Origin of the sequence: Rubellimicrobium mesophilum DSM 19309 (genome assembly GCF_000600335.2) — a bacterium.
In the GTDB taxonomy this organism is placed as follows: domain Bacteria; phylum Pseudomonadota; class Alphaproteobacteria; order Rhodobacterales; family Rhodobacteraceae; genus Rubellimicrobium; species Rubellimicrobium mesophilum.
In genome coordinates this window covers 68406-92304 of sequence record NZ_KK088554.1, presented here as the reverse complement: position 1 = coordinate 92304, position 23899 = coordinate 68406, and the positions used below count along the sequence as shown (strand labels likewise).

General features: G+C 69.4%; 20 protein-coding genes, 5 pseudogenes and 1 riboswitch. Of the genes and pseudogenes, 11 read left to right on the top strand and 14 right to left on the bottom strand.

The genetic code is table 11. The annotated features are described in order from the left end of the window. Window positions 1–151: 151 nt before the first annotated feature. The 4 genes and pseudogenes from RUMESO_RS03765 (at window position 152) to dhaL (ending at window position 7021) form a co-directional block, all read left to right on the top strand. The gene (locus RUMESO_RS03765) at window positions 152–1114 is read left to right on the top strand and encodes a sugar-binding transcriptional regulator (protein WP_037278159.1); all 963 of its coding nucleotides are present in this window, start codon (window positions 152–154) and stop codon (window positions 1112–1114) included. Window positions 1115–1140: 26 nt separating this feature from the next. After that, complete coding sequence (locus RUMESO_RS03760) at window positions 1141–2709, top strand: FGGY-family carbohydrate kinase (RefSeq protein ID WP_037278158.1); 1569 nt, start codon at window positions 1141–1143, stop codon at window positions 2707–2709. Then, window positions 2706–4275, top strand: a pseudogene (locus RUMESO_RS03755) (glycerol-3-phosphate dehydrogenase). The gene RUMESO_RS03760 and the pseudogene RUMESO_RS03755 overlap by 4 nt, the downstream one beginning before the upstream one ends. Before the next feature lies 1 nt (window position 4276). Continuing rightward, window positions 4277–7021, top strand: coding sequence for a dihydroxyacetone kinase subunit DhaL (dhaL, locus tag RUMESO_RS26795; RefSeq protein WP_245639128.1), 2745 nt, complete (start codon window positions 4277–4279; stop codon window positions 7019–7021). A gap of 1125 nt (window positions 7022–8146) precedes the next feature. Next, window positions 8147–8287: riboswitch (FMN riboswitch) on the bottom strand. A gap of 410 nt (window positions 8288–8697) precedes the next feature. Here dhaL and RUMESO_RS03740 read toward each other — a convergent pair. Then, window positions 8698–9327, bottom strand: coding sequence for an IS630 family transposase (locus RUMESO_RS03740; RefSeq protein WP_245639140.1), 630 nt, complete (start codon window positions 9325–9327; stop codon window positions 8698–8700). Beyond that, window positions 9264–9467, bottom strand: a pseudogene (locus RUMESO_RS28335) (winged helix-turn-helix domain-containing protein); the annotation flags it as partial. The pseudogene RUMESO_RS28335 and the gene RUMESO_RS03740, both read right to left, overlap by 64 nt. A gap of 381 nt (window positions 9468–9848) precedes the next feature. On the opposite strand from RUMESO_RS28335, the pseudogene RUMESO_RS28330 reads away from it, so the two are divergent. The 4 genes and pseudogenes from RUMESO_RS28330 to RUMESO_RS26790 all read left to right on the top strand — a co-directional run. Further along, window positions 9849–10088: pseudogene (locus RUMESO_RS28330) on the top strand (copper transporter); the annotation flags it as partial. Window positions 10089–10140: 52 nt separating this feature from the next. Continuing rightward, on the top strand, window positions 10141–10599 hold the full coding sequence (locus RUMESO_RS03730; RefSeq protein ID WP_051520991.1) for a copper resistance D family protein: 459 nt from the start codon (window positions 10141–10143) through the stop codon (window positions 10597–10599). 531 nt (window positions 10600–11130) lie between these two features. Continuing rightward, window positions 11131–11544 (top strand): hypothetical protein, encoded by a 414-nt coding sequence (locus RUMESO_RS03725; RefSeq protein WP_037278154.1) that lies wholly within the window; start codon window positions 11131–11133, stop codon window positions 11542–11544. Window positions 11545–11745: 201 nt separating this feature from the next. Beyond that, a complete protein-coding gene (locus RUMESO_RS26790; protein ID WP_245639127.1) occupies window positions 11746–12387 on the top strand; it encodes a hypothetical protein in 642 nt (213 codons plus the stop codon). On the opposite strand, the gene RUMESO_RS26085 is transcribed toward RUMESO_RS26790, so the two are convergent. From RUMESO_RS26085 to RUMESO_RS26075, 3 genes are all read right to left on the bottom strand, one after another. Beyond that, a complete protein-coding gene (locus RUMESO_RS26085) occupies window positions 12310–12813 on the bottom strand; it encodes a hypothetical protein (protein ID WP_211262772.1) in 504 nt (167 codons plus the stop codon). The two genes, RUMESO_RS26790 and RUMESO_RS26085, sit on opposite strands and share 78 nt — an antisense overlap. A gap of 208 nt (window positions 12814–13021) precedes the next feature. Beyond that, entirely contained in the window at window positions 13022–13264 is a 243-nt protein-coding gene (locus tag RUMESO_RS26080; RefSeq protein ID WP_281177532.1) for a transposase, read from the bottom strand. Window positions 13265–13276: 12 nt separating this feature from the next. Then, complete coding sequence (locus RUMESO_RS26075; protein ID WP_211262770.1) at window positions 13277–13480, bottom strand: hypothetical protein; 204 nt, start codon at window positions 13478–13480, stop codon at window positions 13277–13279. Window positions 13481–13709: 229 nt separating this feature from the next. Here RUMESO_RS26075 and RUMESO_RS03710 point away from each other — a divergent pair, with 229 nt between their 5' ends. Beyond that, window positions 13710–14720: a mechanosensitive ion channel family protein gene (locus tag RUMESO_RS03710; RefSeq protein ID WP_082483341.1), complete on the top strand. Its 1011-nt coding sequence runs from the start codon at window positions 13710–13712 to the stop codon at window positions 14718–14720. On the opposite strand, the gene RUMESO_RS03705 is transcribed toward RUMESO_RS03710, so the two are convergent. From RUMESO_RS03705 to tnpA, 4 genes are all read right to left on the bottom strand, one after another. Further along, window positions 14721–16511, bottom strand: a complete 1791-nt coding sequence (locus tag RUMESO_RS03705; protein WP_342670718.1) for a DUF2254 family protein — start codon at window positions 16509–16511, stop codon at window positions 14721–14723. A 648-nt stretch (window positions 16512–17159) separates the two neighbouring features. After that, window positions 17160–18692 carry an IS66 family transposase gene (gene tnpC / locus RUMESO_RS03695; RefSeq protein ID WP_037278152.1) on the bottom strand — a complete coding sequence of 511 codons (1533 nt, stop codon included), beginning with the start codon at window positions 18690–18692 and terminating at the stop codon, window positions 17160–17162. 65 nt (window positions 18693–18757) lie between these two features. Further along, window positions 18758–19114: an IS66 family insertion sequence element accessory protein TnpB gene (tnpB, locus tag RUMESO_RS03690; RefSeq protein ID WP_037278151.1), complete on the bottom strand. Its 357-nt coding sequence runs from the start codon at window positions 19112–19114 to the stop codon at window positions 18758–18760. Further along, window positions 19111–19551, bottom strand: coding sequence for an IS66-like element accessory protein TnpA (gene tnpA, locus RUMESO_RS03685; protein ID WP_037278150.1), 441 nt, complete (start codon window positions 19549–19551; stop codon window positions 19111–19113). Before tnpA ends, tnpB begins: the two co-directional genes overlap by 4 nt. On the opposite strand from tnpA, the gene RUMESO_RS23880 reads away from it, so the two are divergent. Together RUMESO_RS23880 and RUMESO_RS26785 are read left to right on the top strand one after the other, a co-directional pair. Continuing rightward, window positions 19442–19900: a GNAT family N-acetyltransferase gene (locus RUMESO_RS23880; RefSeq protein WP_082483340.1), complete on the top strand. Its 459-nt coding sequence runs from the start codon at window positions 19442–19444 to the stop codon at window positions 19898–19900. The genes tnpA and RUMESO_RS23880 overlap by 110 nt on opposite strands. Before the next feature lie 26 nt (window positions 19901–19926). Then, window positions 19927–20655 (top strand): annotated as a pseudogene (locus RUMESO_RS26785) (transposase); the annotation flags it as partial. Window positions 20656–20670: 15 nt separating this feature from the next. Here the strand turns inward: RUMESO_RS26785 and RUMESO_RS25630 are convergent. From RUMESO_RS25630 to RUMESO_RS03665, 5 genes and pseudogenes are all read right to left on the bottom strand, one after another. Further along, window positions 20671–21228, bottom strand: coding sequence for an IS630 family transposase (locus RUMESO_RS25630; protein WP_051520987.1), 558 nt, complete (start codon window positions 21226–21228; stop codon window positions 20671–20673). A 31-nt stretch (window positions 21229–21259) separates the two neighbouring features. After that, window positions 21260–21643: pseudogene (locus RUMESO_RS28325) on the bottom strand (winged helix-turn-helix domain-containing protein); the annotation flags it as partial. A 533-nt stretch (window positions 21644–22176) separates the two neighbouring features. Next, entirely contained in the window at window positions 22177–22308 is a 132-nt protein-coding gene (locus tag RUMESO_RS27650) for a hypothetical protein (protein ID WP_281177523.1), read from the bottom strand. Then, window positions 22305–22751 carry a hemerythrin domain-containing protein gene (locus RUMESO_RS03670; protein ID WP_211262768.1) on the bottom strand — a complete coding sequence of 149 codons (447 nt, stop codon included), beginning with the start codon at window positions 22749–22751 and terminating at the stop codon, window positions 22305–22307. Before RUMESO_RS03670 ends, RUMESO_RS27650 begins: the two co-directional genes overlap by 4 nt. Before the next feature lie 196 nt (window positions 22752–22947). Then, a complete protein-coding gene (locus RUMESO_RS03665) occupies window positions 22948–23895 on the bottom strand; it encodes a YeiH family protein (protein WP_281177531.1) in 948 nt (315 codons plus the stop codon). Window positions 23896–23899 lie beyond the last annotated feature (4 nt).

The window sequence follows — 23899 nt, the reverse complement described above, 5'->3', positions numbered from 1 at the left end:
TCCAAGCCTGTCGGGTTCTCAGCGACGTCGCCCAGGTCCGAGAACCAAGGCGTCGATCACAGCATTACCTTGACAGATCGCAGTGCCTTATGAAAGAACTTTCTAGCGTTGAAAATTTCTGCAGTAGCGAAGTCAGCGCAAGGGAGGAGCCATGACCCGGGGAGCGACGCGGCGCGACAGCGATGCAAGCCTCGCGATCCGTGCGGCGTGGCTGCACTATGCGGGCGGCCTGACCCAAGCTGAGGTCGCGACCCGGTTGGGGGTCTCGGCCGTCAAGGCGCACCGACTCGTCGCCTGGGCCAACCAAGTGGGGGCCGTAAAGGTTTCCATAGACGGGGACGTGACCGAGTGCCTGCGCCTCGAAGGGCGCCTCACGGCCGACTACAAGCTGACGTCCGCCGAGGTCGTGCCCGACCTAGGCGAGGAGGGCTTGCCTTTTCGCGCCCTTGGCATCGCTGGGGCGACCTTCCTGACGCGCGAGATCGAGGCAGCCGAGGGCGGGGTCATCGGCATCGGCCACGGCCGCACACTCGCGGCGGCGATCGCAGCCATGCCGCGGCTCGACGGGGTCCGGTCACGTTTCGTCTCTCTGCTCGGCGGCTACACGCGAAACTACGCGGCCAATCCCCATGACGTGATGCACCGCCTCGCCGAGAAAACGGGGGCCGAGGCCTACGTCATGCCTGTGCCATTCTTCGCCAACACCGTCGCGGACCGAGAGGTGTTCCTGGCGCAGCGGGGGATGCGAGAGGTTCTCGACCTCGTGGAGCGGGTCCGGCTCATGGTCGTGGGCATCGGCACCACCGATCCGGGCGCGCAGCTCGTCGCCTCCCGCATGATCGACGAGGCCGAGATCTCCGAGGCGCAGGAGAAGGGGGCCGTCGGCGAGTTCCTGGGCCACTTCTTCGACGCCGGAGGACGGACCGTGGAGACCTCGCTCGCCGCGCGGACGATGTCGCCGGACCTCGCCTCGCTTGCCAGTCGGCGGATCGTGGCGCTGGCGGGAGGAGGGGCCAAGGTGCCGGCCATCCGGGCGGTCCTGCGGTCGGGGCTCCTGGCTGGGCTCATCACCGACGAGCGCACGGCCGAGGCGCTGGTGGAGGTCGGCGCCTAAGGGCGTCCGGCAGGAGGAGGACGTTCATGCCCAACGGCTCAGACCTGATCCTCGGAATCGATGCCGGCACCTCGGTGATCAAGGCCGTGGCCTTCACCCTGTCCGGCCGGCAGGTCGCGGCGGCGTCGGTGCCCAACCGATACGACGCGGGCCCGGGCGGCGCGGTCACACAGCCCCTAGACCGAACTTGGGAGGACTGCGCGCGGGCCCTGCGCGACTTGGGCGAACGGGTGGAGAACCTCGCCGAACGAACCGCCGCGCTCGCCGTGACCGGGCAGGGCGATGGCACCTGGCTGGTCGGCGCGGACGACCGGCCGGTGGCCGATGCCTGGCTCTGGCTCGACGCCCGCGCGGCGCCCACCGTCCGCCGGCTCGCCGCCGGCGCCGGGGAGCGGGCGCGGTTCGAGGCCACCGGCACTGGCCTCAACACCTGCCAGCAGGGCTCGCAGCTTGCCCACATGGCGGCGACCGCCCCCGACCTCCTGGGCCGGGCCGAGGCCGCGCTTCACTGCAAGGATTGGCTCTACCTCAACCTGACCGGAGTCCGCGCCACCGACCCGTCCGAGGCCTCCTTCACCTTCGGCGATTTCCGCAGCCGCACCTACAGCGATGCCGCCATCAACGCGCTCGGGCTAGGCACTTGGCGTCGCCTCCTCCCCCCCATCCTCGACGGGACCGAGGTCACGCACCCGCTCACTGCCGAGGCCGCCAAGCAGACCGGGCTCCGGGCGGGCACGCCGGTCTCGCTCGGCTACGTGGACATGGTGATGACCGCGCTCGGCGCCGGCGTCCATACGGGCGAGCCCGGGGTGGCCTGCTCGACCGTCGGCTCAACCGGCGTCCATATGCGCGCCGTCCGCTCCGAGGACTTCCACCTCAACGACGAAGGCACCGGCTACGCCATCCTCCTGCCAGTACCGGGGATGGTCACGCAGGTGCAGACCAACATGGCAGCGACGTTGAACCTCGACTGGGCGCTCTCCCTCGCCCGCGACGTGCTGGCCGACTGGGGGATCGAGGCGACGCCCGCCGACCTCGTGGGCCGGGTCGAGGGCTGGCTGGCCTGCAGCGCCCCCGCTCAGCTGCTCTTCCACCCCTATATCTCCGAGGCCGGCGAGCGCGGACCCTTCGTGGACGCCTCGGCGCGCGCGGGCTTCAACGGCCTCTCGCAGCGGCACCGCTTCCCCGACCTCCTGCGCGCCGTCGTCGAGGGGCTCGGCATGGCGATGCGGGACTGCTACGCCGCCATGGGCCCCCTGCCCTCGGAGCTTCGCCTCACCGGTGGCGCTGCACGGTCCCGGTCGCTGCGGGGCGTGCTCGCCGCCGCCACCGGCGCGCGCGTCCGCGTCTCCTCCCGCGAGGAGGCGGGCGCTGCCGGCGCCGCAATGATGGCCGCTGTCGCCATCGGCGCCTATCCTTCCATGGCAGCCTGCATCGACGAGTGGGTCGTCCCCCTCCTCGGCGCGCCCGAGGCGCCGGACTCGTCCCTCGTCGCCGCCTACGACAGCCTCTTCCCCGCCTACCTCGCCGCGCGTCGCGGCCTTTCCCCCGCCTGGGCCGCCCTTGGCCAGCGCAGCACAGGAGACGCCCCATGAAGGACAGCGTGGATCTCGTCGTCATCGGTGGCGGCATCAACGGGGCGGGGATCGCTCGTGACGCGGCCGGGCGTGGCTTGTCGGTGATCCTCTGCGAGAAGGACGATCTCGCGCAGGGAACCTCCTCGCGGTCGGGCAAGCTCGTCCATGGGGGCCTGCGCTACCTCGAGTATTACGAGTTCCGCCTGGTGCGAGAGGCGCTAATTGAGCGCGAGGTGCTGCTCAACGCCGCCCCGCACATCATCTGGCCCATGCGATTCGTGCTGCCGCATTCGCCCGACGACCGGCCCGCCTGGCTCGTGCGCACGGGGCTTTTTCTCTACGACCACCTGGGCGGCCGAAAGAAGCTGCCCGGCACGCGCACGCTGGACCTGCGCCGCGACCCCGAGGGGGCGCCACTCCTCGACAAGTATACTCGCGGCTTCGAGTACTCGGACTGCTGGGTGGATGACGCCCGCCTTGTGGTCCTGAACTCGGTCAGCGCCGCCGAGAAGGGGGCCGAGGTCCTCACCCGCACTGCGGTCACCTCAGCGCGGCGCGAGAACGGGGCTTGGACAGTCACGCTCCACGACTCCCTCTCGGGCGAGGATCGCGTGGTCCGTGCCCGCGCCGTCGCCAACGCGGCGGGCCCCTGGGTCGCCGACATCATCAACCGCGTCACGGGGTCCAACTCCAGCCGCAACGTGCGGCTCGTGAAGGGCAGCCACATCATCGTCCCGAAGTTCTGGCACGGCGAGCACGCCTATCTCGTGCAGAACCACGACAAGCGGGTGATCTTCATCAACCCCTACGAATGGAACAAGGCGCTGATCGGCACCACCGACATCCCCTACGAGGGCCGGGTCGAGGATGTGACCGCCTCGGAGGAGGAGGTCGCCTACCTCCTCGCCGCCGTGAACCGCTACTTCAAGGAGAAGCTGCGCCGCGAGGACGTGCTGGAGACCTTCTCGGGCGTCCGGCCACTCTTTGACGACGGCAAGGGCAACCCCTCGGCGGTGACGCGCGACTACGTCTTCGACGTGGACGACACGGGGGGCGCCGTCCTTCTCAACATCTTTGGTGGCAAGATTACCACCTTCACGACGCGAGTTGGCCGAGCGGGGCATGGAGAAGCTCAGGGGTGTCTTTCCGCAGATGGGGCCTGCCTGGACCCGCGACGCCCCCCTGCCCGGGGGCGAGGTCCGCGACGCCGACATCGTGCAGTTCATGGAGGAGTTCCGCGCCGCCCATCCGTGGATGCCTCGCGCGCTGTCGCACCACTACGTCCGGCTCTACGGCGCCCGCGCCACGCAGGTCGTGGCGGGCGCCACCTCCCTCGCCGGATTGGGCCGCCATTTCGGGGCGCAGCTCTACGAGGCCGAGGCCCGCCACCTCCACGCTCATGAATGGGCCCGCACAGGCGAGGACGTGCTCTGGCGGCGCACCAAGGAAGTGCTGCACATGACTCCCGAGCAGCGCCGCGCCTTCGACGAGTGGTTCACGGCCCACGTCGCGGACTCGGAGGACCGGGCCGGCGCGCGCCGCGTCGACGCCGAGGCCACGCCCGCCCCGCAGGTGAGCTTCTGACATGACCCTGACGCTCTCGCTCAACACCAACCCCTTGGTGAACCGCTTCGCCGAGCCCTCGGACCTGATTGAGACGGTTGCGCACGACATCCGCATCCGCGACCTCCAACTCACGCACGAGTTCATCAACCCGTCCTGGCCCGCCCCGGTGGTCCGGCGGCTGGCGCGGGACATGGACCGGGCGCTGGAACGGACTGGGGTGCGCGTCACCTCCGGCATGACCGGGCCCTACGGGCGGCTCAACCACTTCGGCCACCCGGACCGCGACGTGCGGCGCTACTACGTGGACTGGTTCAAGACTTTCGCCGACATCACCGGCGACTTGGGCGGCCACTCGGTCGGCACCCAGTTCGCCATCTTTACCTACAAGGACTACGACGACCCCGCCCGTCGCGAGGAGCTGATCCGGATCGCCATCGACTGCTGGGCCGAGGTCGCCGAGCACGCGAAGTCCGCCGGCCTCGCCTACGTCTTCTGGGAGCCGATGTCGGTCGGCCGCGAGTTCGGCGAGACCATCGCGGCCTGTTTGGAACTCCAGGCGCGCCTGTCCGCCGCAAACATGGCGGTGCCGATGTGGATGATGGCCGATATCGACCACGGCGACGTAACCTCTCCCAATCCCGACGACACCGACCCCTACGCCTGGGCTCGCGCGGTGCCGCCCTTCTCGCCCATCATCCACATCAAGCAGTCGATGATGGACAAGGGCGGTCACAGGCCCTTCGTTGCGCGCCACAACGCAAGCGGCCGCATCCGGCCCGAGCCGCTGCTCGCCGCCTTCGCCGAGGGCGGGGGCCCGGAACAACGAGATCTGCTTGGAGCTCTCCTGGAAGGAGCGCGAACCACGACCACCGCGTGGTCGCCGAGTTGGCCGAGAGCGTGGCCTTCTGGGCGCCGCACATCGACAGCGGGGTCCAGGACCTCAAAGTCTGATCTGGCAGCCCGGTCCGCCGCCCGGCAGGATCGGCGGAGGGGAGGGACCGACATGGCCGATGAGACCAAGAAGCTCATTAACGCGCCCGAGGCGGTGATCGACGAGATGCTGGAGGGCCTCGTGGGCGCCTTTCCGGACCTCCTCCACCGCCCAGGCCCCACAGGCCGCGCCATCGCCGCGCTCGACGGGCCGCGCGACGGCAAGGTCGGCATCGTCATCGGCGGCGGCTCGGGGCACGAGCCCGCCTTCGCCATGTACGTGGGGCGCGGCCTCGCCGACGCGGCCGCCGTGGGCAACGTCTTCGCCTCGCCGGGGCCGAGCCAGGTCATGGACGCCGCGCGGGCAGCCGATGGCGGCGCCGGGGTCCTGTTCCTCTACGGGAACTACGCTGGCGACGTGATGAACTTCGATATGGCCGTCGAGCGGCTGGGCCGCGAGGGCATCGAGGCGCGCACCATCCTTGTGACCGACGACGCCGCTTCGGCCCCGCCGGGGCGCGAGCACGAGCGACGCGGCATCGCCGGGGGGTTCTTCGTCTTCAAGTGCGCGGGCGCGGCCGCGGACCTCGGCCTGCCGCTCCCGGAGGTCGAACGGCTCGCCCGCCACGCTAACGCCAACGTCCGCTCAATGGGCGTGGCGCTCTCCCCCTGCTCTCTCCCTCAGACCCGGCGCCCGAACTTCGAGATCCCGGCGGGCGAGATGGAGGTCGGCATGGGCATCCACGGCGAGCCCGGTATCGCCCGGATCGCGCTGGAGACTGCCGACCAGGTTGCCGACCGCCTGCTGGACCCGCTGCTGCGCGAGCTGGGGCTGACGCAGGGCGATGCCGTGGCCGTGCTGGTGAACGGCCTCGGGTCGACGTCGCTGATGGAACTTCTCATCCTGCACCGCCGCGTGGCGGCGCGCCTGCGTGACTTGGGGGTGACGATCCGCCGGTCCTGGACAGGGGAGTACGTCACTTCGCTGGAGATGGCGGGCGCCTCCGTCACGTTGATGAAGCTGGACCCCGACCTCGACCGCCTCCTCGCCCATCCCTGCCGCACGCCCGCGCTCGTGGCGGGCGAGCCTGCGCCGGCCATGGCAACCCCGCGCCGCCCAGCTCGGGAACTCGTCGCGACGGTGCCGACACAGGAGAGCGAAGGCGCGCTTGAGGCCGGCGGGGCGATCTCGCCCGCCCGATTCCGCGCCATGCTTGGCCATGCCGGCGAACAACTCGTCGCCGCGCGGGACCACCTCTCCGCTCTCGACGGCGCGCTCGGCGACGGTGACCACGGCGTCACCATGGAGACGGGATGGCGGGCCGTGACGGCGGCGCTGGCAGCGCTGCCATCGGACGCCTCGATTGCGAGCCTTTGCCGGGCCGCGGCCGATGCGTTCCTCGACGCTGTCGGGGCCTCGGCCGGGCCGCTCTACGCGACGGCCTTTGCGCGGGCCGGCGAGGCCGTCGCACATCGGCGCGACCTGGACGCCCTGCACACGACCCTTTGGATCGAGGCCATGGCCAGGGGCATCGCCGAGAGGGGTGGCGCGTCCGAAGGTGACAAGACCATGCTCGACGCTTGGGCGCCCGCGGCCCGAGCGGCGCGGGCGGCCCTTGAGGCGGGTGAAGACGAGGCCGCGATCCTTGCAGCGTCAGCCCGGACGGCGGCCGAGGGGCGGGACGCCACCGGCCCTCTCCTGGCTCGCCGTGGCCGGGCTGCCAAGCTCGGCGAGCGCGCCCGGGGCCATGTGGACCCGGGCGCCGCCTCGACGGCCCTGCTGCTCGCCGCCCTGGCGGACGAAGCGCGCCGCGACCGGACGGCTCGGGGCTAGGGCAGCCCCCTTCATCTTCGATGCCGTCTGCCTCCTCGTAGCCGGCGGACTGCTGCGCATCAGGAGGCTCCCCGGAACTTTGCGGCCGCGCCCCCCCGAGCGGGACGGGCCCGGTCCGTCTCCGTCCAGAGGAGCCAGGACGAGGCGCCGAGGATGAGCAGCGCTCCCGGCCAGAACAGGGGCCGGCACCTGGGACAGCACGATCCAGCCCAGCAGCGTGTTGAGCGGCAGCTTCAGGTCATCGAAGGGCTGCAGGTAGGTTGCGTCCGCCACCTTGTAGGCAAGGCTGAGGAGGTACTGCGCCGCTGCCGTGACCAGCCCCAAGAGCAGCATGAGGCCAAGCGCCTGGCCGTGCGGGAGCGCGAGGCCGGAGCCCGCGCCCAGGCCGGCTGGCAGGACCGCCGCGGCAAGGCCCACGAGGAGGCCGATTAGGAGGTGGTTCGGCGTGATCAGCACCAGCATGTAGAGCGTGAGGGACTCGGGCGCCTCGTCGCGCGACAGGTACTTGGTGAGGACCGAGACGCTGCCCCAGCAGGCGGCGGCCAAGACCGGAAGGGCTGAGCCCCAGGTGAACTGCTCGGTCCCGAGCTGCGCGACCATGACAGCGCCGACGAAGCCCAGGGCCGTCGCGCCGATGCGGCGGGCCGAGAGCCGCTCGCCCAGGAAGAGCGTGGCGCCGGTGACGACGAAGAACGGGCCGGTCATCGACAGCGCCACCATCTGCCACACGGGCACGCCGGTGGCGAAGCCGAGCGCGAAGACCTGCACGCCCAGCGCCGACAGGAAGGCCCGCGCCTCGTGCCAGGCGGGGTGGCGGGTCCGCAGCGCGCCGAGGCCGATGCGGCAAATGAGGGGCAGCGCGAACAGGGTGGCAAGGATGTACTGCCAGAGCACGACCGAGGTCGACGGCAGGCCCAGCCGGTAGGTCAGCGCCAGGGTCAGGAGGTTGGTGACGGCGAAGGCGAGGCCCGCGCCGAGCATGAAGGACGCCCCGAGGACGGGGGCCTTGGGGGACGAGGAAACCTGGCTCATGTCGATCCTTTCCGTAACCAGTTTCCCCAGGGTTACGGGAGGTCGCCACGGCAGGGCGGCGCCCGTCCGTGGGCGCGCCCTTCCCCGGCGTTGTCCCGTTCTCTTTCATCCGGACTATACCGTCGGCTCCGGAATCGCACCGGATCTGCTGACCACCGTGTCGCGGCGCGCTCGCGGGCTTGGTGTTGCCACCTTACCGCCGGTGGGGACTTTCACCCCGCCCTGAGAACGTGCGCCGACCTTGCGACCGGCGGACCAGACTTAGGAGGTCTGCCCGTGCGGGTCAACGCCGCCCCGAGGCGTCCAGCGGCACGAAGACGTCGTTCGAGGCTGGCTCCGCGTAAGGCATCATCCCTAAGGCGCTGCTACGAGGACGACGCGCGCAGGAGAGGTGGAGAGGCCTGGGCTCCCTCGCGCCGAAGGCGGCAGCCTCCTCCGGGTCGCGTTGTCCCGTCGTCTCCCCTGCCCAGCGTTTCCGCCCGGTCCGTTCCTCAGTTCAGGGCCAGTTCGGCCAGACCCGAGGGCCCGGTTCGAATCCAAGTGACGATCTTGGCCCGCTCCTCCTCTATCCCGCTCACGTCTGCGGGCGGCATGGCATGGGTGACACGGTCTCCGGCTGATCAGTTCGGGACGGCACGATCGGGTCACCAGTGGAAGCCGGCTTGGCCTCTGATCCGATCGCGATCGGCGGTGAGGCGAACGCACTGACGTGCGACGACGGCGTCGAGTTCGGCGAGGCTGTCGAAGTGCCGGTTGACGACCGGCTCGTCGAGGTGGACCCACAGCGTCTCGGCGGGCTGGAGCTCGGGGGTATAGGGCGGCAGGTAGACGAGGAAGATGCCCTCGGGGATGGTGAGACCGGGTGGGCTGTGCCAGCCGGCGTTGTCGAGCACGAGGAGAATGATGCGGTCCCGGCCGGCGCCGGCTTCCCGGGCGAAAAGCGCAAGCATGTCCTCGAAGTCGCGCTTGGAGACGCCGGTCGAAAGATACCAGAAGCTCTCGTCGGTCTTGGGTGAGACAAAGGCGGTGACGTAGAGCCACTCGAAGCGGTGATGTCCGACCGCGACGGGCCGCTCGCCGCGGGGCGCCCAGACGCGGCGCAAGATCGGCTTCAGCCCGAGGCGGTGCTCGTCGGTGGCGAAGGCCTCGATGACTGTGCCAGGATGGCGCTCCGCCTCCCCCGCGACGGCTTTGGCAAGGCTTTTTTGAACTCTGCCTGCGCCTCGGCCCCCGCCGCGCGGGCGTGCCGAGGCCGGGGCCGCTGGATCGTCCAGCCAATGGCGCGCAGCGCCTCCCAGCCGCGCTGCTCAGCCACCTTCGCCAGCCCAAGCTCGGCCGCCATGACGGCCGCCACCTTCTTCGCGGTCCAGACCCCGCCGTCGTCGGGCGGACTCGTCAGCCGCTCGCGGAGCACATCGAGAACAGCCGGCGTCAGGATCGTCGCCTTGGCGCCGTTGCCTCGCCGCCGGTCGCCCAGCGACGACGGTCCAAAGGCGTTGTAGCGGGCCAGCAGTTTGCTCGACCCAGCGCCGCGCCAAGCTCGTCAGCTGCGCGACGTCCGCACAGCTCCGTCCCTGCGCCAGCAACCAGATCACCTGGTAGTGCCGCGCCAGCTTGGCGTCCCCGCTGGTTCGGTATCCCGCCTGAAGCTCCGCCAGGCTCAGATGTGCCACCACCTTGGCCATGCCCGCCTCCGTTGATCGTCGGAGCGGACGATAAACAAGCCGGGCCAGCCCGGGAATCCCGTCCCCCGCGACTCAATCAGCCGGAGTCCGTCTCAGGCCTCCTGAGCGTCATGAGGGCGGCCCTGGCCCTGGGCAGCCTCCTCTTCACCGGTCATGTGGTCACCGCCGGGCCGCACTGGCTCACTTGGCCCCCGCTGCTCGCGCACGTGAGCCTCGCGGGCTTCTGGGTGGGCTCGCTCGTGCCGCTGCACCGGGCTCTGACGGGACGGCCCGAGGAGGCCGGGCGCCTGCTCCAGCGCTTCTCCACGATCGCGGTCTGGGCCGTGGCTGCCCTGGTTGCGACGGGACTGGCCCTGGCCTGGTTGCAGGTCCGCCGCCCCGAGGCGCTGGCGACGACCAACTATGTATGGACGGGTGCTCCTGGTCAAGCTGGCGCTGGTCGCAGGGCTCGTCGGCCAGGCTGCTCTCAACCGGCTGCGACTGACGCCGGCCCTGAGGCGCGGGGACCCCGACGCGCCGCGCCGGCTCGGCTGGTCCATCGTTGGCGAAGTGGGACTGGTCATCGGGATCCTGATCGCGACGGCGACCCTGGGCACGACCCCGCCGCCTCGGGCTCTCCTCCCCGATGGGACAACGGAGGCTCAGGACGCCCACGCCCACCAGGAGCACGGGCACATGCCCACCGAACAGCGCCTGAGCCACATGGCGACGAACTTCATGGCCGAGGTGACGCTCGCGCCAGGCCGGATCGGGATCAACGACGTCGCCATCGCGGTCACCAACCACATCGGGCAGCCCCTCGACGTGGCCAAGGTCATGCTGCGCCTGTCGAACCCCGAGAAGGGGATCGCGCCGCTGTAACGGCCTGCCCAGAAGGACGGCCCTGGAGCGTGGCAGGTCAACGATCTGGTGCTGGGGGTTCCGGGCGAATGGGAGTTCGAACTCCAGGCGCTGATCTCCGACTTCGAGCGCCAGACCGCGAGAGTTGCCATCGAGATAAGATAGGCCGCAGCATGGCTCCTGCGTTACAGAGAACGGCCGCCCGATGCGGGTTCGGAACCCTGACGATCCTGGCCTGGAGCTTCTCCCCGCGTCCCATCGCAGGTGCCCGAGCTCAGGACATCGAGACATGAGGGATCCCGCACGATGACGAGGTCGGGCCGCTCTCATGTCGAGGGGCGCATCCCAGGAAACAGCCCGGCTCGCGCCGGGACGGGTCTCCATGATCCATCCCGAAACCGCTGTCCCGGTTTGCGCTAGGTCAAGGTGGGCGGGCGCCGGCAGCGGTATCTCCGACGAATAGAATGCGCATCAGAGCCGTCCCAAGACGGCCAGCCATGGAGACAGTGATAACTTGGACGGCCTCTTTCTCGATCGCCACCTAGGCCCTCGGTGAGCCTGGTCCGCCGTCTCATCGACGTGGCTCTCGTGCTGCTGCTGGCCGTCGCGCTGGCGGCCTCGGGCAGCATGTCGATGTCGATGGCCCTGGCGGACGAGGCGATGGCCGACGGCGCTCCGACGACCTGCGCCAAGCCGATGGAGCAGGTCGGGCACGCGATGCCGATGGGCGCGACCTCGGCGACCTGCGGCACCTCGCACCGGCCGATGGACCACCATCAGCAGATGCCGGCGCATTGCTCGATCTGCCTCATCGCGGGCGCCTTCGCGGAGATGCCCGGCCTGGGCCTGCCACCGCTCATCGTGGTCCGGCACCCGCTCCCCTGGATCGCCGCCGCCGCCGCCACCCCGCCGGAGATCCACGCCCGCACCCCGCCCGCGCGCGGCCCGCCTGTCCTCGCCCTCTGAGACCCGACGCCAGGGCCGCGCTCCCCGCGCCCGCTTCCGGGCCGTGCTTGCCACGGCACCTCAGATGACGAGACATCCATGACTGCCTTCCCTGACACGGCTGCGGCCGCCCCCGACTCGGCTGCGCCGGCCTCCACCTCGCCCAAGCTGAACAAGCTCTACTTCGCCGCCTGGCGGTGATACTTCTACGCCGGGCTGTTCGTGATCCCGATCCTCCTCTTGCTCGCGGTGACGGGCTTCGGGATGATGATCCTGACCACCGTGCTGCCCGAGTACGGCGACCGCCTCGCGGTCACGCCCGCCGCCCACGTCCTCTCGGTGGACGAGCAGGTCGCCGAGGCCATCGCCGCGGTCTCTAGCGGCACGGGCATGAAGGCCTACGCCACGGCCTACGGACCCACCAACCCGGTGCTCGTCACCGTCTCCGGGCCCGAGACCCCCGTCGTGGTCGCGCTCGACCTGTCACCGGCCATGGCGATCTGGGTCGCGCCCTCACGCCTTTGCGGCGGCGATCAGGCCGGGCACCCCGACCAGGCTGATGGCGCGTCGGATGTGGTAAGCGAGCGCCGTCAGGCTGAACTCGCCACGGACGTTGTCCAGCCGGCGCACCAGGAAGGCGCCCTGATGCATCCATTGCTTGATCGAGCCGAAGGGGTGCTCCACAGAGATCCTTCGCTGATCGAGGATCTCGGGACGGGCGGCGAGCCGTGCGGCCATGCGGTCGAGCACGGCCTCATTCTCCAGGCGCGAGACGTGCCGGTAGATCTAGGTGCAGCGCGGTCGCAAGAGGCAGGCCAGACAGGCTTTGCGGTTGCTGTAGTCGATCTTGACGTTGTTGCGTGACCTTCCGCGTCGACAGGGCCGCAGGGTCTGGTCGCCAGGGCAGATGAAGGTGTCCGTGGCCGGGTCGAAGCGGAACTGCTCCTTGGCGAAGAAGCCCTCGCGCACGGACGAGCCTCGCACCGGTTTGGGGACGTAAGGGGTGATCCCGGCCACCTCGCAGGCCTCGATGTCCTCGATCTTGAAGTAACCCCGGTCGGCGACGGCCTCAATCGTCTCGACCCTGAGCGCCTCCATGGCGGCCTTCGCCGTGGATGCCAGCAGCCCCAGGTCGAGGACCTGGTTGTGAACCTCTTGCTCGGCGATCAGCTTGTGCTTGGTGTCAACGGCGACTTGGACATTGTAGCCCACGCCCACCTTGGTCATGCGGGCCATGACCCGGCTGTCCGGGTCGGTCAGAGATATCTGGTCCTCGCCGGTGCGGTCCAACTCCTCCAGCAGAGCCTTGTGCCGCTCGCGCTTGCCCCGGACGGCCGTGATCTTCTCGGCCAGGCGTGGGCCTTTATGAGAGGAGCCATTGCTGGCGCCAACTCGGTCCTCGTCAGTATCGCCTGTGTCTAGGTCCTTCAGGTATCCAGCCAGCTTCTCGTCCGCTTGTTGAACGAACCTGGTCAGCGCCGCCCGGGTGAAGCTGCGGTCATTGTTGTTGACCGCACTTGATGCGGGTACCGTCCACGGCCAGCAGTTCGCGACCGAACAGGTCAAGCTGGCGGCAGAGGACTACGAAGGCCCGGAGCACGGGTCGGAGGGCCGCGCGGTTGTCACGGCGGAAGTCCGCGATGGTCTTGAAGTCCGGCTTCAAGCCCCGAAAAAGCCAGATCACCTCGACGTTGCGGTGGGTCTCCGCTTCCAGGCGCCGGCTCGAGCGCACCCGGTTCAGGTAGCCGTAGATTTAGAGCTTCAGCAGGTCGGCGGGGTGGTAGCCCGGCCGACCCGTCGCCTTCGGCACCACGCGCGCGAAGCCAGCGGCCCCGAGATCCAGCTCATCCACAAAGGCCTCGATGAAGCGGACCGGGTTGTCCGGACCCACATAGTCATTGACTGCCTCCGGCAGGAGAAGAAGCTGCGAGCGGTCATGTCCAGCAAGATGTGCCATAGTCGAGGATGCCACGGCGGCCCACTCACCGGTCAGAATAGCCCGCCCGGTTCTCACACGGTCTGCTTAATTGATGCACTCGCTCATAGTGACGCCGGCTCTCGAACTTCGAAGCGCGCACCACGTTCACCGTCGTGTCCAACACCCTTGAGACGGCTGAACTGGCCGGCTCCGCTCAGGGAGTTAGGTTCTCGGCACTACCCATGCTCCGAGGGACGGCACGTCGCCCATGTTCGAGGCCTATGCTCAAACGCCAGACGCCGGCCCCACCGTCGATCAGACGCCCGACACGCTGAGCGAGGCCGTCCAGCGCGACCCCGGGGTGATCCTCGACAAGATCCAGTCCTGGGTGGAGGGCCTCCAGCGGCTCCTGCCCAACCTCGTCGTGGCGCTGGTACTCCTGCTCGTGGCAGCCGGGATCGGCTGGTCCGTTCAGCGCTCGCTCCAGCGCTGGGGCAAGCGGCACGACCGGGACAACCTGGGCGCGGTGCTGGGCTCCTTCCTCAAGTGGGTGGTGATCCTGGCGGGCGCCTTGGTGGCGTTGATCATCATCGTTCCGACCTTCCGGCCCGGCGACCTCATCGCGGGGCTCGGGATCGGCTCCGTCGCCATCGGCTTCGCCTTCAAGGACATCCTCCAGAACTGGCTGGCGGGGCTCCTGCTGCTGATCCGCAGGCCCTTCCGGGTCGGCGACGAGATCGTGGTCAACGGCTACGAGGGCCGGGTCGAGTGGATCGAGACCCGCGCCACCATGATCCGTACCTACGACGGCCGGCGCGCGATCATCCCCAACGCCGACGTCTTCACCAACGCCGTGACGGTCAACACCGCCTTTCCGAAGCGACGCTCCGAATACCTCGTGGGCATCGGCTACGGCGACAAGATCCCGGCCGCTCGGGAGGCGATCCTGGCCGCCATCCGCGATCTCGATGACGTGGAGGCCGACCCGGGCCCGGACGTGCTCGCCTGGGAACTCGCCGGGTCGAGCGTCAACCTCAAGGTGCGATGGTGGACCGACAGCCACCGCACCGACGTGGTCCATGTCCAGGGACGGGTGATCGAGGCGATCAAGGACGCGCTGGACCGGGCGGGGATCGACATGCCCTTCCCGACGCAGGTCGTGCTCCTCCACGACCAGACCGAGGAGGTGGATGGAATCCGGGGCGAGCAGCGCGAAGGCTGGCCGCCCCGCCGCGACGGACCGCAGCCCCGACCGGCGCGCCAGAACAGCCAATCCTGATCAGGCCCGCTCGACCTCCCCGGCCAGGGCGCGCAACTCCTTCAGCTCGCTGGGGAGCCCCTGGGCCTGCTCGGCCCGCGCCAGCGTCTCCCGGGCGAGCGCACGGACCGGCGGCCCGAACCGATCCGGATCCTGGGCCATCAGCATCCGAAGGCACTTCAGCAGCCAGACCTGCACCTCCGCCGTCCCGGCCGCGTCCCGCGCGATCCAGCGGAAGGCGTCCTCAAGGAGCTGCTCCACGGTGATCGGCCGCACGGAAAGGCGGGGACAGCGAACCTCGGGCCGGGCCTGAGCCGCCGCGGTGCTCCATTCGCTCAGGAGGCGCGTGGAGGTGGTGATCACGTCGATAGCCGTGCCGGGGTCGTTGACGGCGGGCGAGAGCGCGCGAGAGGCAATCTCGGACAGCACTACGAGGCCGAAGCGCGGGTCCGCCTCGAAGGTGCGCTGGTGGCCGATCACGAATGGCTTGCGCAGGCGCTCCTGGTCCTTTGCCATGAGGGGTCGGCTGGTGAGCAGAAGCGGCTGTCCGGGCCCGACGAAGGCGCCGGGCCGGGCGAGGAGGTGGAGGTCCACGTCAAGCTCCTTCGCGAGGACGCCAAGCTCGCCCACGTCGACAGCCTGCACGAAGCCGGGGGCGCCAGGGCCGATGGCGTGGCCTCCAGACAGGGGTCTGGCTGTGGGTGTTCCGCCCAGCACAGGCCCCGCCGCAAGATCGAGGAGCGCGCGGCGCGTGGCCTCCTCCGCAAGGTCGATGGACTCGGCCACGCCTCCCAGCCGGCTCAGCCGCCCGATCCAGCGCACGAGCGCCACGATCAGCGCCAGGATCAGGACGCAGGTGACGAAGAACATCAGCACCTTGGCGGCGTCGCTGTAGTAGCCCGTGGACAGGATCACGATGCCGACCACGGCGAAGACGAAGCCGCCGATGAAGGTGGAGATGGCGTTCCGCGCCGTCCGGTCCTCGGACAGGAGCGGCCGCACCCGGGGCGTGGCGCCCTGGGCCGTGGCCCGCAGCGAGGTGGCCAGGATCCCCAGCGAAAAGATCGCCACGGTCAGCAGCGTACTCGCCAGTGCATTGAGGAGATCGTAGACCCCGCTCAGGCCGATGACCTTCATCAGTCCATCGGGGAGCAGCCGGGCCACGTCGGGGGCCACCAGCAGCACCGCCAGAGCCGCCGCGGCATACAGCGCCGGACGGAACCATAGCGCCCGCAGGATGCGCGAGAGGAAGAGCTGGAGCCGCGAGCGGGTCACGGGTCCCGATCCGGATCGCTCGGCTGGGCCATATTGGCCAGGCTGGAGGGCCCTTCGCCCAAGGGCGAGCCGGCCAGGACCGACAGGGAGCCGTCCGTCTCGATCACCACCGTGGTGGTGTCGTCGACCCTCTTGGCCCCCCTGGCTGCGCAGGGCCGCTAGCACCTCCTCCTCGGTCACCCGCTCCCGCGTCATGGCCGCGCGCTGCCAGGCGCCCCGGTGAAGCAGGATCGTGGGCTGTGCCTTCACGAGTTCCTGCACACGGTCCGACCGCACCGAGAGCCAGGTGACGGTGAACTGGAGCAGCACCAGGAGCGTCATGCCGACCAACCCTTCGGCCAACGGCACGCTCTTGGAGAGCATGGTCGACGCGAGCGCCGAGCCGAGAGCCACGGTGACCACGAGGTCGAAGGCGTTCATCTTGGACAGGGTGCGCTTGCCGGTGACGCGCAGCACCAGCACGAGCCCCGCATAGGCCAGCGTGCCTACCAGGAGCACGCGACCCACGCCGCTCCAGCTTTCGAAGAGATCGATCATAGGAGGTCTCTCATGGTGGCTCTGGCGTTACGGTGTCCGTAGTCTGAGATCCCTTAGCCCCCCAAATGTCGCTTCCCCAGCACCCGATCGCCCCCTTCCCTACACTTGCGTGTCAGAGGGGAACGGGATCACACCCGCACTGTTCCTGACAGCCACGGCGTGCCGAGGAGATGACTGACGAGCGAGACCCTGCGCCAGCCGGAGCTGTCGTGTCGACCACCTGAGCGAGATCTGGATCCGCCGCGTAGTGCAGCACTGAACGCGTTACGAGCAGGAGTTGTGCGTTTCTCTTGAAATTTTGCACCAGGCACTGGTGATCGTGGCTATGCTACGATGCCGAATGGAAAGCACAAACACAGACGTGGACGGCCGGCCTGAGGTGCATGTCAGAAGAGTCGAGCAGCCGGACCTGCCAGACCTGCTGCGCATGGTGACGGCGTTGGCGGCGCACCACGGAGACACCGCTCGCGTGAGTCTCGACACTCTCGCACGTGATGTTCTGGGGGATGCACCTTGGCTGTGGACCCTGGTGGCTGAGGTGGGCGGCTCCCTCGTGGGCTACGCCGCGTCCTGTCCGCCTGCGCAGACGCCCTTCGGCCTCAGACGCATGTACCTCCAGCACCTCTACGTCGATCGTAAGCGCTGTTTTCAGGCCACGGCCGTGAGGGCGGATGGGCTGGGATAGGCCCAGGGCAGGAGTTCATCGAGGCGGCTGTTCGGGTGGCCCTCGACGATGCGGGTGATCACGTCGGCCAGGTAGGCGTGCGGCTCGACGCCATTGAGTTTGCACGTCTCGATGAGCGAGGCCAGCACGGCCCAATGCTCCGCCCCGCCATCCGAGCCGGCGAACAGCGCGTTCTTGCGACTGAGGGCCAGCGGGCGGATGGCCCGCTCGACCACGTTGGAGTCGATCTCGACGCGGCCGTCCTCAAGGAACAGGCTCAGGCCCGCCCAGCGGGACAGGGCGTAGCGGATCGCCCCGGCGAGCGTGCTCTTCTGGCTGAGGAGCGCGAGCTTCTCGCGCAGCCACGGCTCGAGCGCCTCGACGACGGGCCGGCTTCGCTCCTGGCGCGCCGCACGGCACGCCTCGGCGTCGCGGCCGCGGATCTCCGCCTCGACCCTGTAGAGCGCGGCGATGCGCGCCAGCGCCTCGCTGGCGATCGGCGCCGGGCCGGCGCCGGCGAGTTCGTAGAAGCGGCGACGCACATGCGCCCAGCAAAAGGCGAGCCGCACCTCCCCGCGCTCGGCGAGGACCTTGTAGCCGCCGTATCCGTCCACCTGCAGCACGCCCTGGAAGCCGGCCAGGTGCGCGATGGGCCGCTCGGCCTTGCGATCGGGGGCGTAGACATAGGCGACACCCGGCGGGTCCGCCCCGCCCCAGGGCCGATCGTCGTGCGCATAGGCCCAGAGCTGGCCGGTCTTCGTGCGGCCCCGTCCGGGATCGAGCACAGGCGCCGTGGTCTCGTCGGCAAACAGCCGCGGCGAGGCCTTCAGCTTCTCCAGCAGGCGCGCATGCACCGGGCGGAGCAGGAAGGCGGCGCGCCCGACCCAGTCGGCGAGGGTCGAGCGATCGAGCGCGATCCCCTGGCGGGCGTAGATCTGCGCCTGGCGATACAGCGGAAGGTGGTCGGCATACTTCGAGACCAGAACCTGGGCGACAGCCGCCTCGGTGGGCAGGCCACCCTCGATCAGGCGGGCGGGCGCCGGCGCCTGCACGATCATGTCCTCGCAGGCACGGCAGGCGTATTTGGGCCGGCGCACCACCAGGACGCGGAACTGGGCCGGCACCACATCCAGGCGCTCGGCCACATCCTCGCCAATGCGATGCAGCGCACCCGAGCAGCACGGGCAGACCAGGCTCTCCACGTCGACCGTGGTCTCGAGGCGCGGCAGATGCGCGGGAAGCGCCCCCCGGTTCGCTCGGCGCCGGGCCGCGTGGGCGGCCCGCTCGGCCGGTCGGCTCTCCTCGACCTCGGCCTGGCCAGCCGCCTCGACCTGCTCGACCTCTTCCAAGGCGAGCAGGAGTTGGTCTTCGGACAGCGCCTCGGCGCGGCGCCCGAAGCGATGGCGCTGCAGCTCCTTGATGATCTGGCGCAGCCGCTCGCTCTCGGCGCGCTCGGCCAGGAGCATCGCCTTGAGCCGGCCGGGGTCGTCGGGGAGCATGTCGGCGGGCGTGGTCACGGCGCGCAGTGAATCACGCCGCAACGCCCTTGGCGAGCGTCTCGATCCTCGCGGGGCGCCGCAGCTCAGCTCGCCGCCACCGGGGCCCGGGGGCGCTGCGCGGCATGGACACGCCGCCAGTCCAGCCCTTCGAACAGGGCCGAGAACTCGGCGGCCGTGAGCCGGATGGCGCCGTCCTGCACCTTCGGCCAGCGGAACTCCCCCTCCTCGAGCCGCTTGGAGATGAGCACCACGCCGCTGCCGTCCCAGAAGATCAGCTTCACCCTGTCGGCGCGCTTGGCCCGGAACACGTAGACCGCCCCGGAGAACGGGTCGGCGCCCATCGTCTCGCGCACGAGCGCCGCCAGGCCATCCGCACCCTTGCGGCAGTCCACAGGACGGGTCGCGACCAGCACCCGGACCTGACCCGAGGGACCGATCACGGTCCGGCCTTCAGGGCGCGGATCACCGCCGCGATCGCCTCCGGGCTCGCGCCAGGGCCGATCCGGACCGCCACGCCCGCGATCTCCAGTTCGATCCCCTCCGCAGCCGATCGGCGCGCGGATCGCCGCCGCGGCTCCGGGCACGGTTGAGGCTCGGGCCGGGCGGAGGGCACCTCGACCAGAGCCGGCACGAAGGCTGCCCCCTCGAGCGCCGCGGCTGACGCGCGCCGCGCCTCCCGCCTCCAGCCAAACACCTGCTGGGGCGTGAGCCCATGCCGGCGCGCCACCTCCGACACCACCGCGCCGGGCACGAGCGTCTCCTCTAGAATGCGCGCCTTGTCGTCGTCCGACCAGCGCCGCCGCCCGCCAGCCCCGTTGATCACCTCGATGCGACGCGGCACGCGCATCGGCCCAAGCGTAGGTTCAAGTCCAGACACGAAACGATCCCATATCAGAGACCGTCAGCCTCGCCCCTCACATGCCCAAACGAAAGGTGCGGTCCAGACACCGCTTACCGTCGATCCGGACGTCCGCGGCCTTGGCATCGGCCGCAGCCTCATCGACGCGTCCACCCGTCTCGCGCGGGCCCTCGACTGCGACGTCCTGGTGGTCGGCACCAAGCCGGACAACCACGCCGCCCAAGCCGTCTATGCGGCCTGCGGGTTCGAGGCGCCGCCAGGCGACGGTTCACACTTCTGGAAGAAGGTGGCTCTGCCGCAAGATGCGGATGTGCAAAATTCTCGAATGCCGTTGAAAAACCCCGCTCCGATTTCCCCTGAGGTATGATCCCGTCAGGTGAGGGGTGCGGGACCATGATGGGGCGTCAGGTCGAGGTGGCGCAGCTCTTCTACGAGTTCAGCCTTGAGCGGCATGTCCCAACAGGACACCTGCTTCGGCGCATTGATGAGGTGCTGGACCTGTCGTGGCTCCGGGCCGAGCTCGCGCCCTTCTACAGCTGCACGGGCCGTCCCTCGATCGACCCCGACCTGATGATCCGGAAGCTGCTGGTGGGCTACTGTTACGGCATCCGGTCCGAGCGCCGGCTGTGCGACGAGGTCCACCTCAACCTGGGCTACCGCTAGTTCTGCCGGCTGGGGCTGGACGGCGCCGTTCCTGACCACTCCACCTTCTCCAAGGCGCGGCATGGCCGCTTCCGGGAAGCTGAGGTGTTCCGCCGCGTGTTCGAGCGGGTGGTCGGGTCCTGCATGTCGGCTGGCCTGGTCGGGGGCGAGGTCTTCGCCATCGACGCGAGCGTGATCTAGGCCGACGTAAGCTACGCCCAGCGGGTCGAGGGACCCACGCTGCCTCCGGAGCAGTCGGACCCGGACAGCGCCACGCGCCCTGTGCGGGAATACCTGGCCGCGCTGGATGCGGCCTCGGCCCAGGCTGGCTAAGCGACGGCTGAAGAGGCTCAACCCGAGCGTCTGTCGGCCGAGCCCGCCCCGGCCAAGGCGCTGTCGCTCACCGACCCCACTGCGGCTTGGACATCCAAAGGCTCGCGCAAGGTGACCTTCGCTTATGCCATCAATTACCTCGTGGATCTCATACCGCCCAGCTTATGAATTCAGGCATGGCGGCCAGGGGTAGCTGGTGAGGGACTGGATGCGTCCGGGCTCCTGGATGAGGGCAGTCCAAGCGGCGCAACACGCGTCCACAACGGCCCCGTAGTCCTCGAGCAGGCGGTGCGAGAGATACCGCTCGCGTAGGTAAAGCCACAGCCGCTCCACGGGGTTGAGCTCGGGGCTGTAGGGCGGCAGCGGCACCAGGGTGAGATTTGGAGGTACGACCAGAGCGCGTGCCCCATGCCAGCCCGCCTGGTCGAGCACGAGCACGGCGTGGGTGTCCGGAGCGATCTGGGTGGACAGCTCGGCCAGAAAGCGGCTCATCGCGGCCGTCGAGACGGTGGGCAGCACGAGCGCCACCTCGGCCCCGGTGGCGGGTTCCACGGCGGCAAAGAGGTAGGCCGACGTAAAGCGCTTGTCGCACAAGCCCGACGGGCGCTGACCACGCAGCCACCAGCGGTGGGTGGTGCGCCCCTTCTGACCCACTCGCGCCTCGTCCTCGAACCACAACTCGATCCGGCGGTCCGGATGCGCCGCAGCCACCTGGCTCAGGGCCTCGAGGAGACCCCCCTTTGAAGGTCTCCTGCGCCTCAGCGTTGGTCTGCGGGTGGCGCGGCCGGGTCTTCTGCTTGGACAATCCGAGCCGCCTCAGCACCCGCGACAGGCTGGCCGGGTGCAGCCGCTTGCCCCACCGCTGGGCAATCTCCTCGGCCAGAGATGGCTGTGTCCACTCGGTGCGGCCATGGCGGGCGAGATCAGGGCCGGCGAGCACGAGGTCCTTGTGCATGGCACTCTCTTTGTCGCTCAGCACTGGCCGGCGGCGGCCCTTGGGGCGGTCGTGCAGCCCGGCCAGGCTTTCCCCGTTGTAGCGCACCACCGCGTCATGCAGCGCCTGCCGCTCCATGCCCGAGAGCCGCGCCGCCTCGGCCCGGCTCAGCCCCGCGAGCGCATGGGCGATGGCATACATCCGCGAGGCCGCCCGCGGGTCCTTCTCCCGCCGCCCCAAAGTGCGCAACTCCCCTGCGCTCAGGTCCGTCCGGATCTCCAATGCAACAACCATCGGCTCCTCCCTTCCCGATCAGGCAAGGGAATCACCAAGCCAGTCAGGCAGGAAGAGCCAAACGAGTCAGCTCAGGCGTTGGCCGGTATGAGAGCTTGCCTTGCTCCTTCAGCTTGAAGACGTCGCAGCCTTTGGAGCCACCTTTGAGGCGTGGAAGTGAGTGTCATCTTGGTCATCGAGGCGAGATAGACCTTCACTGCTCTGGTCGCGTCGATGATCGCCGCGGATGTCTATGCGAGGGTGGGCCCGAGGTCGGCGAGTTCCTCTGCCGAAAGAAGAGTCGACGCGGGGGCGTGGCGTCGGCTGTCCAGGGTCATTGAATGCCATCGTGTTCGCGTCCTCCAAGGAGCCGGTTGGAAGGCGGTCCAAACCGCGCGCGGTCCCGCAGGCGGCCTGATCGCCCCCGCGCCCCGCCCCCATCCGGGGACGGGGCGCAGACCTCAGCCCGTGTGCCGACCCTCCAGCCGGTCGCGCAGCCGGTCCACGAACCCCACGCCCGGTCCCACGAGCTTGTGGAACAGCGCCGAATGCGGCGCGCTCGGGTGCGGACGGGTGGGCGCGATCCGCTTCACCCCTCCACCTTCCCGCCCATTTCCAGAAGCTCCTCGCGCGGGATGTGGGCGCGCAGCTTCGGGAACTGCTCTCCTTCCTCGCTCCCCGCGTGCTCGATCAGCAGGTCCCGCAGCCGCACGACTCCCTCCATGAAGCGCGGGTCCGAGGCCTCCACGTCCTCCATCTGCTTCATGGCAAGCACGATCTCCTGGTGCTCCTCCTTGTCGTGCTCCACCTCGGCGGCGCCGTTCGGGACATGCTTCTTGATCGCCGGGTAGACGTACATCTCCTCGGCCACGGCGTGGCGCATGATCTCGGCGATCAGCGTGTCCGCGAGCTCGCGCCGCGCGGCCGGGCTCGTCTCCCCCTCGATGGAGCCCACCAGCGCCAGGAACTCCTTGTGCTCGTCCGCCAGGATCTCGGTGGCGTCCCGCGTCGATCCGCCGTCGTGCTGCTCGGCCATGGTGTCCTCCCTTGCTCAAGACGCGGGACAACCCCCCCCCGCCGCGATGTTCCGGCCGCGCCAGAGCGCCGCAGTCCCCGTTCGACTTTTTACGGCATGAGGCACCCGGGATCGTAGTTCCGGCCACGTTGATCATGCAGGGAGTCACTCGTGCCCTCACCTGACGAAGAAGCTAAGGCTCTCGCCTCGCCGAGGCTCAGCCACCAACCGCGAGCACGTGCATCGCGCCCAGAGCCATACCCAACAATAGAAACGTTTCGAGTCCGACCACTGCCAATCCGCGTCCGCCGGTAGCGAACACCTGCCCAAGCGAGGTCTTGACGCCTAAGGCCGCAATGGCTGTCACCAGGAGAAAGCGGGAGGCGTTGTTCACGGCGGACAGGACCACCTCCGGCCAGGGAAGTAGGTTGCGCAGGACCATGAGAAGCACGAAGACCACCACGAACCAGGGGAGGCCCGCGCCCCGGCTGGCCTCGCCCCGATAAACGAAGGCGATCGTCAGAAGAACGACCGGGAGCAACGCCACCCGCTCGAGCTTGGTGAAGGTGGCGATGTCGCCCGCTCTCTCGCCGACCGAGTAGCCGGCCCCCACCACCTGCGCCACGTCGTGGATCGTCGCCCCGATGAGATAGCCTTGCTGCACCTCCGTGAGGCCCAGCATTCCGAAGAGCACTGGATACAGGATCATGGCGAGCGTGGAGAGGGCGGTCACCCCTACGACGGTGAGCAGCACGTCCTCCTCGCGGAGGCGGGCCTTGGGGATCACGGCGGCGATGGCCAGCGCCGCCGAGGCGCCGCAGATGGCGACCGCGCCCCCGGTCAGAAGGCCGAAGGCGAGCGGGCGGCCCAGAACCCGGGCGATGACGAGGCCAGATAGCAGTGTCAGCGCAAGGAGCGCCACGATGCCGAGGACCGGAGGCCAGCCGAGTTGGGAGACATCGGCGAAGGTAAGGCGCAGGCCCAGGAGCGCAACGCCAAGCCGCAGAAATGTCCGAGAGGCCAACCCGAGGCCCAGAGCAGCGCGCGGGTCGACGGCCATGAAGTTGAACGCCATACCGAGCAGGAGCGCGAAGAGCATCGCTGGCGCGCCGTAGTGCTCGGAGAGGAAGCTCGCCGCCATCGCGATCGTCACGGCCAGTGCGATGCCG